Origin of the sequence: Sneathiella sp., from assembly GCF_041689005.1 — a bacterium.
Taxonomy (GTDB): Bacteria; Pseudomonadota; Alphaproteobacteria; order Sneathiellales; family Sneathiellaceae; genus Sneathiella.
The window spans coordinates 26270-40912 of sequence record NZ_JBDNHC010000069.1 but is presented as its reverse complement, the minus strand read 5'-3'; the positions used below and the strand labels follow the sequence as shown (position 1 = coordinate 40912).

Here is a 14643-nt window from a genome sequence, read left to right as displayed (position 1 = left end):
TCATTCCCCCCAATTCGTTCGTGCTGGCGAGGACTGTGGAGTATTTTCGCATCCCTCGGGATGTTCTGGTGATATGCCTTGGCAAATCCACCTATGCCCGTTGCGGAATCATTGTCAATGTGACCCCCCTTGAGCCGGAATGGGAGGGCCACGTCACGCTCGAATTTTCAAACACCACCCCCCTCCCCGCCAAGATCTACGCCAATGAAGGCGCTTGCCAGTTTCTTTTCCTGAAGGGAAATGAACCCTGTGAAGTGTCTTATAAGGATCGCGCAGGAAAATATATGAATCAGGAAGGCGTTACACTGCCCAAATTATAATGGACATTATTTTTACTGTTCAGAATATTGAGGTAGCGCCGCGGTATTTTCTTTTCCTTTGGCTTATGAAATACTGTAAAAATTCCCTCGTTTGACGAAAATTGGGGATCAGTTTTACTTTCAGTGGCTGAATGTTACAGCCATGACGAAACAAGGTAATGTTATATGGATAGTATTCGAATAAGAGGGGGAAAGCCTCTTTATGGGAAAATTGAAATCAGCGGCGCAAAGAATGCCGCCCTCCCCCTTATGGTTGCCAGCCTGCTGACGGATGAAACCGTCACGCTTTCGAACCTTCCGCATGTAGCCGACATTTCCACCTTAATAAATTTATTGTGCCAGCATGGTGCCGACGCAAAGATGAACGGCCAGAATGACGCGAACGGATGCACCGGTGGCCGGACCCTGGCGATTACAGCCCGGAACATTACGAGTACGGAAGCCCCCTATGATATCGTGCGCAAGATGCGGGCGGGAGCGCTGGTCATGGGACCGCTTCTAGCGCGTGTCGGGAAGGCGCGTGTTTCGCTTCCCGGCGGGTGTGCGATCGGGACCCGGCCGATGAATTTGCACGTCAGCGCGCTGGAGCAAATGGGGGCGGAGATTAACATCACCGGCGGCTATATGGACGCCGTTGCAAAGAACGGATTGCGGGGCGCTGAAATCCGCTTCGACACCGTCTCCGTAGGCGCGACAGAAAACCTGCTGATGGCAGCATCACTTGCAAAAGGCACAACTGTCCTTGAAAATGCTGCAAAAGAACCAGAAATCACGGATCTCATAAAGTTGCTGCGGCAAATGGGGGCAGATATCGAAGGCGATGAGACAGACAGGCTTGTTATACGGGGCGTAGATAAACTTCACGGCGCGCAGCACCGGGTCATGCCGGACCGGATCGAAACCGGGACATATGCCATTGCGGCGGTCATTACCGGCGGAAGGCTGGAACTTACAAATACCGAAGCAGGCCTTATCCGTTCCGTTCTGGATATTCTGATTGAAGCAGGGGCCGAGATTGTCATAACCACCGACGGCCTGATTGTTTCAAGAACCGGACCCGGGGTTCGGGGCGTTGATATCATGACCATGCCCTACCCCGGATACCCGACCGACATGCAGGCGCAAATGATGGCCCTGATGACGATTTGCGACGGCGCCGCAATGATCACCGAAACGATTTTCGAAAACAGGTTCATGCATGTCCCGGAACTGGCACGTCTCGGCGCCAATATTACCGTACACGGTCATTCTGCCCTTGTACGCGGCGTTAACAGGCTGGTGGGGGCCCAGGTGATGGCTACCGACTTAAGGGCCTCAGTCTCTCTGGTACTTGCGGGCTTGGCAGCGGAGGGAGAAACAGTTATCAATCGGGTCTACCATCTTGATCGCGGATACGAGCGACTGGAAGAGAAGCTGGCGGCCTGTGGTGCAGATATCGAGCGCATAATGGCCGTCTGACTGCTAACTGTGAAATCAGGATATGATATATGCCCAAGGCTTTAAAACTCTATGCCACTGAAGTTGACGATATGGATATCCTTTCTGCGGCGGTAGAGAGACTGATAACCAGTCCCGGAGAAATGAGTTTCCTGAAAGGCAGCAGGGCGTTCCTGCTTGTCGGTTCCCGTTTCAAATGGGAGGATACCAACACCGAGCCTGATACAGCCGCAAACTGGCATCGTATTCGCTCAGGGATTTATATTGGCGACGTCCTGAACGTGAGAACCAGGGGGATATCACAGGAAACGCCGACCGAAGCCCTTGAACTGCTTAATCTCTCGACACAGAGGGGAACGGACGCGGCCGCTGAAATATGCCTGAATTTCGCAGGCGGCGGTACGATCTGTCTTGACACAGAATGTATAAATGTGACCCTGACAGATACTGGTGAGGCTTGGCACACAGAGCATAAGCCGGTTCATGCAGATGACGCCGGGTCGAAATAAATAGCAGTCATGCCGGAGCAATGATTTCCGGATCAAGGTAGCGGGAAAAATGGAGCAGCAGTGTGTCTTCGAGTGAAGAGTTGGTTATCGCCTTGCCGAAAGGGCGTATCTTAAAAGAAGTTATGCCAATGATCCGGGCGGTGGGCATTGAGCCCGAAGCCGCGTTTGACAATCCGGAAAGCCGCTTGCTGCAATTTCGGACGAACCATCCGCATGTCTCCATTATCCGTGTCCGCTCTTTCGATGTTGCGACCTTTGTGGCCTTTGGGGCCGCCCAGCTGGGGGTTGCCGGAAACGACGTCCTTCTGGAATTTGACTATCCTGAAATATATGCGCCCGTCGATCTCAATATCGGTCATTGCCATATTGCCGTGGCCCAGCCTAACAATCTGGAAGACGACAGGGACCCCAGTCGTTGGAGTCATGTCCGGATTGCGACAAAATATCCGAACCTCACTCACAAATTTTTTGCGGCCGCGGGTATTCAGGCAGAGTGCATCAAGCTTTCGGGCGCCATGGAACTCGCTCCGGGGCTCGGTTTATGCCGCCGGATTGTCGATCTTGTCTCCTCCGGGGCGACGTTGAAAGCCAACGGTCTGGTCGAGGTTGAGAAAATCCTCGATATCACCTCGCGCCTTGTTGTCAATCGGGCGGCGTTGAAAACACGGTCAGTTGAGCTGAATGGCTGGATCGAGAAATTCCGCGAGGTCGTCAATGGCGCTTAAGCTCACCAGCACGCAGAAGGATTTCGAAGCACAATTTGTAGCCTTGTTGAGCCGAAATCAGGAAGCTGATGGCGATGTCAATGCCATCACATCTGGAATACTGGCGGATGTGCGGGTTCGCAAAGACGCCGCAGTGCTGGAATATACCAACAAATTTGACCGCGTTTCCCTGACCAATGCCGCGGCGCTTCGCGTTACCGCCGCCGAGATTAAAACGGCGAAAAGCGCCTGTGACGGGCCGACGCTTGAGGCCCTTAAAGTCGCCGCACAGCGCATCGAGGCCTACCACCGCAAACAATTGCCCGAGGACCTATCCTACACCGATGAAGACGGGGTTGAACTTGGGTATCGTTGGACCGCCATCGATAATATCGGGCTCTATGTTCCCGGCGGACTTGCGACCTATCCCTCCTCAGTGTTGATGAACGCGATCCCGGCAAAGGTCGCCGGGGCCTCTCGCCTTGTTATGGTTGTGCCCATGCCCGACGGGGTGATCAACCCTCTGGTTCTCGCCGCCGCCGATCTTTGCGGCGTTCACGAAATCTATCGGATTGGGGGCGCACAGGCCATCGGGGCTCTCGCCTATGGGACCGAAACGATTGCGCCCGTGGATAAAATCGTCGGCCCCGGCAATGCGTATGTGGCCAGCGCTAAAAAACATGTTTTTGGCACCGTCGGGATTGATATGATTGCCGGGCCATCGGAAATCCTTGTTGTTGCAGATAGCAAGAACGATCCCGCTTGGATCGCCGCCGATCTTTTAAGCCAGGCTGAGCATGACCCGGTCGCCCAGAGTATCCTGATTACTGATAATGCGGATTTTGCCCGGGAGGTAGAGCGCGCCGTCGAACGGCACCTGGAAACGCTTGACCGCAAGGCAATCGCCGCCGCCAGTTGGCGTGACTACGGGGCAATCATACTTGTGCAAAGCCTCGACGAAGCGCCCGCATTAGTCGACAGGATCGCGCCCGAGCACCTTGAACTTTGTACCGATGACCCGGATTCTCTTGCCGCCCGTATTCGCCATGCAGGCGCCATTTTTCTCGGCCGCTACAGCCCGGAAGCAATGGGGGATTATGTCGTCGGGCCAAATCACGTTTTGCCCACCTCACGAACGGCCAGATTTTCATCCGGGTTATCAACACTCGATTTCCTAAAACGGACATCGATGATGCGACTGGACGCACAAAGCCTCGGGAAATTAGGGCCCGCCGCACGAACACTCGCAGAGGCAGAGGGGCTCGGGGCACATGCCCTGTCGGTTTCAATCCGATTGAACACGCCGGATTAACTCAGAGGAAAAAGCAAACGCCATGTCGGAAAACCAACATATCATAAAGATTGATCTTGATGAAAGAACGGTTATTCGGCGAAACGCAGACATTGAGCATGAGCGTAAAGTGGCCATTTTTGATATTCTTGAAGAGAACACGTTCGTCGTCACCGGATTTGAGACCGACGGCCCCTACTCCCTTCATCTCTGCATCGAAGACAATCGATTGATTTTTGATGTACGAACAGCGGATGACAGCACAGAACTCGTTCGCATTCCCCTGCCCGTGATTTCGTTCCGCCGTATTATCAAGGACTATTTTCAAGTCTGCGAGAGTTATTTTGACGCCATCAAGACCGCTTCCCCCTCAAAGATAGAGGCGATAGACATGGGACGCAGGGGGCTTCACAATGAGGGGTCGGAACTTCTTAAGGAACGCCTGGCCGAAAAAGCAGTCACGGATTCTAACACGGCCCGACGCCTTTTTACCCTTATGTGTGTTCTTCATATTCGAGGGTAGGATTAAAGATGCTCCTTATGCCCCATACTGCGCCAAAGAGACCGGGCCTCGTTGATTTATGAGCAAGCCTCCCTTTACGGATGAATTGCCCGGCAGTGTGCTGTTTGCCTGTACCCACAACAGCATCCGCTCGGCAATGGCCGAAACAATCATGAAAAGCCTGTATGGACATACCGTTTACGTTGACAGTGTCGGCGTGCTCGCCAAATCAATTGATGGGTTCGCAATCGAGGTGCTCGACGAAATCGGGCTTGATGCAACCAAACATATCGCAAAGAGTTTTGACGATCTGGAAGACAGCTCCTTTGATCTGATAATTTCCTTGTCGCCGGAGGCTCATCACAAAGCCCAGGAGATTACGCGGACAACTGCCGGCGAAACGGAATTCTGGAACATGATCGATCCGTCTCTCACCGAGGGGAACCGGGAAATGAAATTAAACGAATACAGGCATGTGCGGGATGACCTCTATGAAAAGATAAAGGGCCGCTTCAGGATCGCTCCAGCACCGGAAGTGTGAGCGTCACAGGATATTTCTGATAAAATCAGGCAGGTTTTTGCGGGTTTTAATGTTTCTTCACCGCAAAACGAAGGAAAAGCTTGCATTAAAGACCACGGCGACCTTATTTTGCAGCGATTAAAAATTTTGGAATAGGTATTTATGGCTAAAGAAGAACTATTGGAGTTTGATGGGACGGTCACGGAATTGCTGCCGAATGCAATGTTTCGCGTCGTTCTTGAAAATGATCATGAAGTACTTGCCCATACAGCAGGTAAAATGCGGAAACATCGTATCAGGGTGTTGGCGGGCGACAAGGTCACCGTCGAAATGACACCGTACGACCTCACCAAAGGACGGATTACGTTCCGCTACAAGTAAGGCCTCCGCTGATGGGTGACCGTACAGACGACCCGGCGGCGAAAACGCCACCCGCCGTATCTGCGGGTAAATTGACGGCACCGATATCGAAACCCGTGACCCTCGTCCTTGCCTCCGCCTCCCCCAGACGACTGGCTCTTCTCAAGCAACTGGGCATTACACCCGATATAATCGATCCGGCCGACATCGACGAGATGACGTTATCCGGCGAACGGCCACGTGATCTCGCCTTTCGCCTTGCAACAGAAAAGGCCGCCGCCGTGTCGGGCCGGCATGCCGGCGCGTTTATTCTTTCGGCGGATACTGTTGTTGCAGTGGGTCGGCGAGCGCTCGGCAAGGCACGCGACGAGAGAGAAGCCCGCAAATTCCTGTCCTTGCTGTCGGGCCGACGGCACAGGGTGCATACCGGCGTCACCCTGATCACACCAGATAAAAAAGTAATCTCCCGTGTCGTCTCAACCGCCGTTATTTTCAAACCCCTAAACGAAGCGGAAATACGAGGCTACCTCCAGACGGAAGAATGGCGCGATAAGGCGGGCGGATATGCTATCCAGGGACGTGCCGCCGCGTTCATCCGCGATATTCAGGGGTCTTACAGTAACGTCGTTGGCCTGCCTCTGTTTGATATAGGCAACCTTCTCGGGGGCAACGGCTTCAATCTATGGCTACAGGCGGATTAATGACGCGAACCCTGCTGATTGACGAAGCGTTATTTGAAACCCGTGCGGCCTTGATGCAAAACGAGACATTGATCGAGGTTTATATCGAACGGCATGACGATATCTCTTCCGTTGGCGAGTTTTATGTCGGACGCATCAGCAAATTAATGCCCAGTCTTGACGGTGCCTTTGTTGATCTTGGATCCGCGGGAAGCGGCTTCATCGTGAGTCGTGATATCGCAAGAGACGGAAAAAAAATAAGCAATCTGGTGCATGAAGGTGAAAAGCGGCTCTTTCAGGTAACGAAGGATCGCCTCGGAGAAAAACCCGTCCAACTCAGTTGCCGTTACCGCCTGGATAGCCCAAATTTTATTTTCCGGCCCATGGCTACAGGCCTGACTTTTTCAAAGAATATTCAGAGTAGCGATCTCCGCGACCAAATTACGTTGCTTGCCGGGACCCTTTTAGAACAGGGAAGCGTGACAGTGCGAACCTCTGCCAATGCCGCCTCCACAGATAATTTCAAGGCAGAACTCCAATATCTTGCGGACGAGTGGTCGAGAATACAGAATGAGCCAATCCAGAGCAGCAAGCCGCGCCGCCTTGGACCGGCGCAAACACCTCTTCTGCATATCCTGCACTCTTGCCTTACTTCCAATCTCAACATAATTGTCAATCGCTCCCGCGCCTTGAATGAGGCGAAAAAACATATTCAGCGTCTGTTTCCCTCCTCCCTCGCGAACCTGACACTTTGGGATAAGCGGGAGTCATTGTTTGAGGCATTCGGGGCGGAAGAACAGCTTGAGCAAGCGCTTCAGAAACATGTCCCTCTCCCGTCCGGCGCCAATATTGTGCTTGAGCGCACGGAAGCAATGATCGTCATCGATGTTAATTCATCCTCCTATACCTCAGCGACAGAGCCCGCGGCCTCGGCCCTCAGCACCAATCTGGAGGCCGCCCGGGAAATCGCCCGCCAGATCCGGCTTCGCAACTATGGGGGAATAATCATCATCGACTTTGTCCAGACGCAAGGCAGAGGCGATGTTGCAAAGATAACCCAGGAACTCCAGAATGCTTTTCAGGATGATCCCGTTCATACCCGGCTCATCGGGATGACCGAGCTTGGCCTGATGCAGGTGGTGCGAACCCGCACCCGAAAAGCCATCGCCGATATATTGCTTGATGACTGTCGTCTCTGTAATGGCGAGGGTACTATCGAGCAGACAACAACGCTGCTTTCCAAACTCCTTCGTGCCGTTGACAATGCTGCCGGTCACGCGCGAAAAGGCCATATCGATATTTATGCCGGAAGCGAATTGACCACGGAACTAAACCTTCACAAACAGACAATGGAGTCCTATCTGGGAATTAAGCTGAACATAATCCTCGATCCGCAAATGACATTTGGTGAATATACACTAGGGTAATGATTTAAATGACCACTCCTGAAACATCCGCGAAACCCTGCCCTCAATGCGGCAAGCCCGCCGTCACTGAATTTCGGCCGTTCTGCTCGGCCCGTTGTAAAAAAGTCGATCTTGGGAAATGGTTTAATGAAAGCTATGTCATTCCAGGCGACGAAAATGTGCCCGCCAATGATGAAAATGACGATTAAGAAAAAGCGAGGACCGGGCAACGCGGAAAGGCCGCAAGCTGAGGTGAAGTTTTTCGCAGTTTTTGAGTCAACTCCTATGGACAGCCTTGCTTATTTCTTTTATAAACCTGCTTCTTCTTCGCTCACGCATATTCACGTGAATTGACAATGCGCCCAGGTAGCTCAGTTGGTAGAGCAGCGGACTGAAAATCCGCGTGTCGGTGGTTCGAATCCGCCCCTGGGCACCATTTTTCTTAAATCCTCAGTATGCCATTAAGGCGAATAAAGATGTTGGGAATGTCGGCGCGTCGTCATTCTGTCGGTGGTTCGAATCTGCCTCTGGGCGCCACTTCTTCAGCTCTTCAGCGTGATTTCAGTCCAAAAAGAATACTCGACATGTCGACGCTCGACCATCGGCTAATGCGTTAAGCAACTCGGCGGATTGAGGCGAAACCAATCCGCCAGTGCGTTCATCAAGATACGCTCCGGTGCGCCTTTGGATGCCGCGCTTTTGATGATTGCACGCCACGTGATATCAAGGCCGTTCTGCGTCGCGCGCACGGGCCTAAGGTTGCCAGACAGAAACTGTGGGTAAATTGCCCAATGACTGAGAATCGAAATTCCAAAGCCCGCCTTGATCAGCTCGCAGATAGCATCCACCGAGCCAATGTTGTCTTCGCGTGGTGGCATCACGTTTTCCGGTGTCCAGATGCGATCTGCTTCGTACCCGAGCTGTCGCACAAGCGAATAGGTCAGAAACGGGTCATTCACAAAATCGCGCCCCGTTAGGTAACTCTTTTGACCGAGTGCGTGGCTGGGTGGCATAACAGCAACCAGCTCATCGTCAAAAAGATCCATCGATTCAAGTTGCCCCGGGAGCACGATGTCAGGCGACATTACAAGATCAATGCTGCCTTTGGACAACAGGTCGAACGGCGCGATGGCACCTTGGGTTTCGATTTCGATACCAATCTGCGGGTTTGCCACGCGAAACCATAACAAGAAATCTGGCAGCCAGTGGAACGCATTGTACACCGCAACCGATATGCGTAAGACGTGCTGTATGCCTTCAGATGATGCAATGGCGACCCGTTCGGACTGATAAAGATCCTTCATCACGCGTTCCGCAGTATGTGTCAGAATAAGTGCCGCCGCTGTCGGCCGGGCAATGCGTCCTCGCTTTTCAAAAAGGACAACACCCAGACGCCGTTCTGCTTCGCGTATGCGGTGGGTCAGCGCGGAAGGTGTTATCAGAAGCGTTCTGGCAGCATCGCCCATGGTGTCGCACCGATCAATCGCAACGAACATTTCCATATGGCGGAAGGACAGGTGGCGTGCTTCCATTGAATTTCTTTCAAGTAAACATGGAATACATAGAAATATATTAAACAAAAAGTCAAGGTATACTGGCCCTCCCAATCCCGGACAGAGGCGTTACCGCAATAACCCTGCGTTTGAAACGCCCACCGAGACTGTGTGAAAAAGGAAGTACAAGATGGAATTGAATATTAAGAACCGGCCAATGGCAAGTGCGCCGCTCTCCGCGTGCCTGTCGCTGATTGATCTGGAGCGATACCCTATCCATAACCCAAGCAGCCCAGTGTTGTTGGAAGTTATCGCCAAGGCACGCATCGAACTAGCCGACAGCGGGTGTGTACGCCTTCCCGGGTTTATTCTTCCCGAAGCGCATAGCGCTTTAGCGGCTGAAACGACAGCTCTCGCCCCATTGGCGCTGTTCAGCAGTGACGAATATACGCCATACGGCACCGGACCAGATGACAGTTTTTCCGAGCAGCACCCCATGCGCCGCGCCCATAGAACGACAAGTGGCCACGTTACCCGCGATCTTATTCCGGCGCAAACATCCATTCAGCAAATCTATGCAAATAGGGCATTGAAGGCCCTCATTGCCGCTTGCCTTGAGGCCGGCGATATCCATCCGTTCGCGGATCCCATGCGCGGACTGATTATCAACACGATGGACGTTGACAACGTGCTGGAATGGCATTATGACGCCAATGAATTCGTCGTCAGCCTTATGACTCGCTGTGCCGATCAGGGGGGTACACTTGAGTATTGCCCCAATCTGCGGGCACCGGGGAACGAGAATTTTGACGCGGTCCGTTCGGTTCTCGATGGTGAGAAGGACCATGTTCATAGCCTCGACCTGCAGGTCGGTGATTTACAGATATTCAAAGGTCGCTACTCATTGCACCGGGTCAACCGGATCGAGAATGGAACCCGCCATACCGTTATTTTTGGATATGCCCGCCAGCCCGGATTTATCGGAAGCGTCGCCAGCACGATGAAAGTCTACGGTCGCGTGATGCCCGAGCATATCGCAGCCGAGAATGATCGTAATAGCGATGGACTTGCAGGTTGAAACAGGCAAATAGGAGCAGACCTGTGGCGACACAAACCGTTTTGGGGAAAGATCCCGATTGGCATAACCGACTGGAACTGGGAAGGCTTGCGCGATTGAAAGAAAAGCTGCTGGAATTCAATTGCGCGGCTGGGCTTTTCTACGACCCAATCAACATTCGTTACGCCACCGGGACTAGCAACATGCAGGTGTATTCTCTGCACAACCCTTGCCGCTATGTCTTTGTAGCGGCCGAGGGGGCTACGATCTTGTTTGAGTTCAGCGGCTGCGAATTCCTTTCTGACGACCGATCCGCCGTAGATGAAGTTCGTGTTGCAAATGCGTGGTATCACTTTGCCGCGGGCCCGCGCGTGGCGGAGTTCGCGAAAGCATGGTGCGGCGAAATTGTCGATCTAATGAACACATATGGCGGTGATAATCGCCGTCTTGCCATCGACAGGATGGATCCAGTTGGCACCCATCTTCTTGAAGATAACGGTATCCAGATCGTCGACGGGTTCGAAGTTGCGCACTTGGCACGCATCATTAAAACGCCTGAAGAAATTGATGCCGTTCGCCAATCTGTTAATGTTTGTCAGGTTGCCTTAAGAAAAATGATTGCCGAAACAAAGCCGGGGATGACTGAAAACGGGATCTGGTCGATCCTGCACCAGACGAATATTGAACTGGGCGGTGAATGGGTTGAAACGCGCTTGCTGTCATCTGGCCCACGCACCAACCCATGGTATCAAGAAGCAAGCGAGCGACAGGTCGAACTGGGTGACATCGTCTGCATTGATTCAGATATGATTGGCCCACATGGCTACGGTGCAGATATTTCCCGCAGCTGGACCGTAGGTGACGGCAAACCAAAAGATGATCAGCGCAGGCTTTATTCCTTGGCCTACGAACAAGTGCAGCGCAATGTTGAGCTTTTCGTACCAGGGCGCAGCTTTTTCGAGCTGGCTGACCTTGCCCATCGGATGCCGGAGAAATACAAAGCCTTTGAGCTGCCCGCGATTGCCCATGGCAGCGGTCTTTGCAATGAATTCCCGTTGTTGATCCATTCGGACAAAATCCAAGCCAAAGGACATGATGGTATTCTGGAGCCGGGGATGGTGATTTGTGTCGAAAGCTATGCAGGTGCCCCCGGTGGCGCCGAAGGTATTAAGTTGGAGCAACAGATTCTGATTACAAATGAGGGGCTAGAGCTGCTGTCTGATATGGAGTTTGAGGAACCGCTACTGGCCTAGGATCTGGTAAGTTCACCCGGCTGCGCATAGCAATATGCAGGCGCGGCACTTGTGAAAAGGGAATACACCTATTGCATCCCCTGTGATTGCACATACTAACGGAAAACGTTGGACATGCGGCCAATCAGAACGTCATGGACGCAATGTGGCGATTTGAGCTGGAACACTAGGCCAAGAGCCTGGTCGCAAGCCGTTTACACGAGGGCATAGAGTGACCAAAAACGGCTGTTTATGGCACTTTTCAGACTTCGGCGCCTATTGTAGCATCCAGTAGTTTGGGCTTAGAGCCAACATTAAACATCTTCCCTCAATATCTCCTTCGGGCGCAAGGCAAACTCTGCAATACTACGGCTACAGTTTCTACAATCATACAGCATGCTGACGTGCTATCAGGTTGTCGGTGGTTCGAATCCGCCCCTGGGCACCATTTCCTTCCCAGTCCACCAAGACAGCGTATCCAGCCATTGTTCTATTGTTTCAAGATGGAATACCCTTACGCTTGTCAATTGATCTGCTAATATTCTCTGTCTTTAGTATCTGCAAAATCAAAGCAAGAATGGCTCAGGGTTCAACACGCAACCTCCATTCACCTTCCCGGAAATCTTCGCATACATTGCCCGCTTATAGTCTTCCAAAGGATAGCTGTGAGAAACAACGGGTGTGAGCAGGCCATCACTTGCCCATTTAAAGACGCTTTCCAAACGAGGAATACGTATTGAGGGGTCACGGTCGGAATGAATGATCATGGGCGATCCCATCACAAACAGGCCCTTCATCTGCATGATATTTGTCGGAAGACGATCAGCATTATCTGATCCGCGTTTTCCGCCTCCTTTTGCGACTTTCGTATTTTGAGCCCAACCGATGATGACCATCCTGCCGCCAAAGCCAAGCGAGCGCATTGCTTCTTGCGAAACGTCACCGCCGACCGTATCGAACACGACCTCAACCCCGCGTCCATCGGTCAATGCTTTGACTTCGTCACGGAATCTGGGTATCCCCTCTTCCCTGGGGCGAGGAGACGTATTGATGACATGATCTGCCCCAAATTTCTTCACCTGTTCCAGTTTTTTATCCGACCGACCTGTCGCAATCACATTTGCACCGAGTAACTTGGCGACCTGTATAGCGGCCATTCCGGCTGCTCCAGATGCCCCGGTTATCAGGACTGTTTCTCCTTCCCGCAATTGTGCACGGTTGATAAAAGCGTAATAGGGGGTTTCGTAATTGAGGAGCAGATTACATCCTTCATCAAAGGATAGGCAATCCGGCAACTTATGGACACCCTGTTCCGGTGCGACGGCAAAAGTCTGCCAGCCGCCGTCACCCTGATAGGCGCCGTTGCTACGAGGTCCTGTAACAAGAAAATCGCTCAAAACCCTGTCACCGACTGCGAGTTTACTCCCGTCTACATCACTTCCCGTCGCAAGCACCACACCGGAATATTCCATACCTAGAACACATGGCAACGGCGGCATTTTCTGGTATTGCCCACTCAGCATCAACAAATCGACAAACGAAACCGACGCACTACGGATACCGATAAGCACTTCGTGGGGTTGTAGTTTCCCGACTTCAGGGGCTGGTGACGCTTCCAAGGCCAGAATGTTTTCAATCGCGTCTTCTCTGTCTTGACCAAATTTATTGAGGACTAACTTTTTCCCTTGATGCATTACCGGCATTTCCTTTTTTATTTTTCGCCCACAGCTTCACATTACGCGGTCGTTTAGAAATAATGTAGGAAAATCATTGTGTTTACTGGCAGATTGAGAGACCGCCATTCACTCAGTACGCAATCCGCGTATCGGTGGTTCGAATCCGCCTCTGGGCACCATTTTTCCATAGGCATCATGATTGATCGGCAAACTGAATCCTGCGCCGCTTGTGTTTGTTGCGCAAAGAACTGGCCATTGCGCTGAAAGCAGACGACTTGCTTGGATGGTCAATGGTCTGCTGATGAAGCAAAGCGTACGAACTGAGTCTATGGATCATTGTCGAAAACTTTGTTAAGGTTGAAATTGTCTTGCCTTCACGACTTTCTCAATGACGAAAGAGTGCTCGTTATGAATGACACATCGACGCACGCCAGCTTCACCGGCTCTATCCCTGAAAACTACAACACTTATCTCGGGCCATTGTTGTTTGAGTTCTCAGGAGCTGACTTAGCACGTCGTATCAATACGACTGTCAGCCATCCGGCTAAAGTGCTCGAAGTCGCATGTGGCACGGGCATCTCTACACGCCACTTGGCCGAGGTATTGCCGATAGGTACGGAGATACTCGCCACAGACCTTAACGAAGCAATGCTGAACCACGCTTCGTCCGTCAACGCCAATCTGCCAGGCGTGACATACTCTCAAGCAAATGCGCTGGACCTGCCATTCGATGATGCCAGCTTTGATGCCGTTGTTTGCTCCTTTGGGATTATGTTTTTCCCAGACAAATCACTTGGTATGAAGGAAATGACACGCGTCCTAAAGCCCGGTGGTGTCTTGGCACTAAATGTTTGGGATGCTTTTGACCAAAACCTATCGGTCGGCGTCGTTGACCGTGTCATAAAACGGTTCTTTGAGAGCAATCCCCCTCGGTTTCTGGAGATTCCATTTGGCACCGTCGATGAAGAAAGTGGGCGTGGTTTGTTCCATGACGCAGGCTATGATGCAGTTGATGTAGCACATGTGTCGGAAGTGTTAGAGGTCAAAGACTATAGCCTTCCCGCACGCGGTTTAATTACAGGAAATCCGACCATCATAGAAGTTGAACAGCGAGCCGCTGTTGGAGTTGAGGAAATCATCGCTGCCGCTGAGAAAGCTCTGGCGGACGAATTTGGACCAACACCAGCAAAGTTATCATTTCAAGCTATCGTCTTTCTTGCTAAGAAACCCGAAAACTAGAATGTCTCCATATGGCACCTAGCGGATTTCATATCTGAGGCCATAAGACCCTCCTTCACCTAGCATGCCGACGCGCTATCTGACTGTCGATGGTTTGTTACGGCCCTTGGGCACCACTTTTTCCAATAGCATCAAAATTGAACGGCAAACTGAAAGCGGCGCCGCTTGTGTTTGTTGCACAAAGAACTGGCTATCACAATAGCAGCGGATTTGCCTA

16 protein-coding genes and 1 tRNA gene are annotated in these 14643 nt (G+C 52.0%); 15 read left to right on the top strand and 2 right to left on the bottom strand.

Annotation, left to right across the window (positions count from 1 at the left end):
* The 12 genes from dcd to ACESNI_RS07700 form a co-directional block, all read left to right on the top strand.
* Window positions 1–320: dCTP deaminase (gene dcd / locus ACESNI_RS07755; protein WP_373085970.1), on the top strand; the 320-nt coding region annotated here is incomplete at its 5' end.
* 165 nt (window positions 321–485) lie between these two features.
* Window positions 486–1778, top strand: a complete 1293-nt coding sequence (murA, locus tag ACESNI_RS07750; RefSeq protein WP_373085969.1) for a UDP-N-acetylglucosamine 1-carboxyvinyltransferase — start codon at window positions 486–488, stop codon at window positions 1776–1778.
* 29 nt (window positions 1779–1807) lie between these two features.
* A complete protein-coding gene (locus ACESNI_RS07745) occupies window positions 1808–2266 on the top strand; it encodes a DUF2948 family protein (RefSeq protein ID WP_373085968.1) in 459 nt (152 codons plus the stop codon).
* Between the two features lie 62 nt (window positions 2267–2328).
* Entirely contained in the window at window positions 2329–2991 is a 663-nt protein-coding gene (hisG, locus tag ACESNI_RS07740; protein WP_373085967.1) for an ATP phosphoribosyltransferase, read from the top strand.
* Entirely contained in the window at window positions 2981–4282 is a 1302-nt protein-coding gene (hisD, locus tag ACESNI_RS07735; protein ID WP_373085966.1) for a histidinol dehydrogenase, read from the top strand. Before hisG ends, hisD begins: the two co-directional genes overlap by 11 nt.
* 22 nt (window positions 4283–4304) lie before the next feature.
* Window positions 4305–4784, top strand: a complete 480-nt coding sequence (locus ACESNI_RS07730) for a UPF0262 family protein (protein ID WP_373085965.1) — start codon at window positions 4305–4307, stop codon at window positions 4782–4784.
* A gap of 58 nt (window positions 4785–4842) precedes the next feature.
* Window positions 4843–5304, top strand: a complete 462-nt coding sequence (locus ACESNI_RS07725; protein ID WP_373085964.1) for a low molecular weight phosphatase family protein — start codon at window positions 4843–4845, stop codon at window positions 5302–5304.
* 141 nt (window positions 5305–5445) lie between these two features.
* Window positions 5446–5664 carry a translation initiation factor IF-1 gene (infA, locus tag ACESNI_RS07720; RefSeq protein ID WP_373085963.1) on the top strand — a complete coding sequence of 73 codons (219 nt, stop codon included), beginning with the start codon at window positions 5446–5448 and terminating at the stop codon, window positions 5662–5664.
* A gap of 11 nt (window positions 5665–5675) precedes the next feature.
* On the top strand, window positions 5676–6344 hold the full coding sequence (locus ACESNI_RS07715) for a nucleoside triphosphate pyrophosphatase (protein WP_373085962.1): 669 nt from the start codon (window positions 5676–5678) through the stop codon (window positions 6342–6344).
* The gene (locus ACESNI_RS07710; RefSeq protein ID WP_373085961.1) at window positions 6344–7750 is read left to right on the top strand and encodes a ribonuclease E/G; all 1407 of its coding nucleotides are present in this window, start codon (window positions 6344–6346) and stop codon (window positions 7748–7750) included. The genes ACESNI_RS07715 and ACESNI_RS07710 overlap by 1 nt, the downstream gene beginning before the upstream one ends.
* 8 nt (window positions 7751–7758) lie before the next feature.
* Window positions 7759–7938, top strand: coding sequence for a DNA gyrase inhibitor YacG (locus ACESNI_RS07705; protein WP_373085960.1), 180 nt, complete (start codon window positions 7759–7761; stop codon window positions 7936–7938).
* A gap of 151 nt (window positions 7939–8089) precedes the next feature.
* Window positions 8090–8165 (top strand) — tRNA-Phe (locus ACESNI_RS07700).
* Window positions 8166–8334: 169 nt separating this feature from the next.
* On the opposite strand, the gene ACESNI_RS07695 is transcribed toward ACESNI_RS07700, so the two are convergent.
* Window positions 8335–9261, bottom strand: coding sequence for a LysR family transcriptional regulator (locus tag ACESNI_RS07695; RefSeq protein WP_373085959.1), 927 nt, complete (start codon window positions 9259–9261; stop codon window positions 8335–8337).
* Window positions 9262–9412: 151 nt separating this feature from the next.
* Here ACESNI_RS07695 and ACESNI_RS07690 point away from each other — a divergent pair, with 151 nt between their 5' ends.
* Both ACESNI_RS07690 and ACESNI_RS07685 read left to right on the top strand, forming a co-directional pair.
* Window positions 9413–10300, top strand: coding sequence for a hypothetical protein (locus ACESNI_RS07690; RefSeq protein WP_373085958.1), 888 nt, complete (start codon window positions 9413–9415; stop codon window positions 10298–10300).
* A gap of 23 nt (window positions 10301–10323) precedes the next feature.
* Window positions 10324–11532: a M24 family metallopeptidase gene (locus ACESNI_RS07685; RefSeq protein WP_373085957.1), complete on the top strand. Its 1209-nt coding sequence runs from the start codon at window positions 10324–10326 to the stop codon at window positions 11530–11532.
* A gap of 545 nt (window positions 11533–12077) precedes the next feature.
* Here ACESNI_RS07685 and ACESNI_RS07680 read toward each other — a convergent pair.
* Complete coding sequence (locus ACESNI_RS07680; RefSeq protein WP_373085956.1) at window positions 12078–13205, bottom strand: NADPH:quinone oxidoreductase family protein; 1128 nt, start codon at window positions 13203–13205, stop codon at window positions 12078–12080.
* Window positions 13206–13595: 390 nt separating this feature from the next.
* Here ACESNI_RS07680 and ACESNI_RS07675 point away from each other — a divergent pair, with 390 nt between their 5' ends.
* Window positions 13596–14426, top strand: a complete 831-nt coding sequence (locus tag ACESNI_RS07675; RefSeq protein ID WP_373085955.1) for a class I SAM-dependent methyltransferase — start codon at window positions 13596–13598, stop codon at window positions 14424–14426.
* Window positions 14427–14643 lie beyond the last annotated feature (217 nt).